Genomic DNA, 235 nt, shown 5'->3' on the forward strand with positions numbered 1-235 from the left:
CTCGTTTCTAAATGTATAGTTAAGTCAGCTAAATCACCGTTTAACTCTAAGTTTGCTTGGTGCTCGTCACTTTTTAAAGTCACTAAGCCTTTTACAGGCAAGTTACCTAAAAGCTCTGCATCTAATTGGGTATTAAGCTGCCACTGCTCATAGGTAGCTGAAAGCGACTGCAAATTAATCACGGCATCTTCTACACTTAATTGCATCGAAATGTTTTCGATATTATGCTGCGCAT

General features: G+C 38.7%; 1 protein-coding gene. It reads right to left on the reverse strand.

The features are described 5' to 3' along the window. The coding region (locus tag R2R70_RS23190; protein WP_410979374.1) for a hypothetical protein at positions 1–206 on the reverse strand (206 nt) is incomplete at its 3' end. Positions 207–235 lie beyond the last annotated feature (29 nt).

It is taken from the genome of Cobetia sp. SIMBA_158, from assembly GCF_046566945.1.
Classification (GTDB): Bacteria; Pseudomonadota; Gammaproteobacteria; order Pseudomonadales; family Halomonadaceae; genus Cobetia; species Cobetia amphilecti.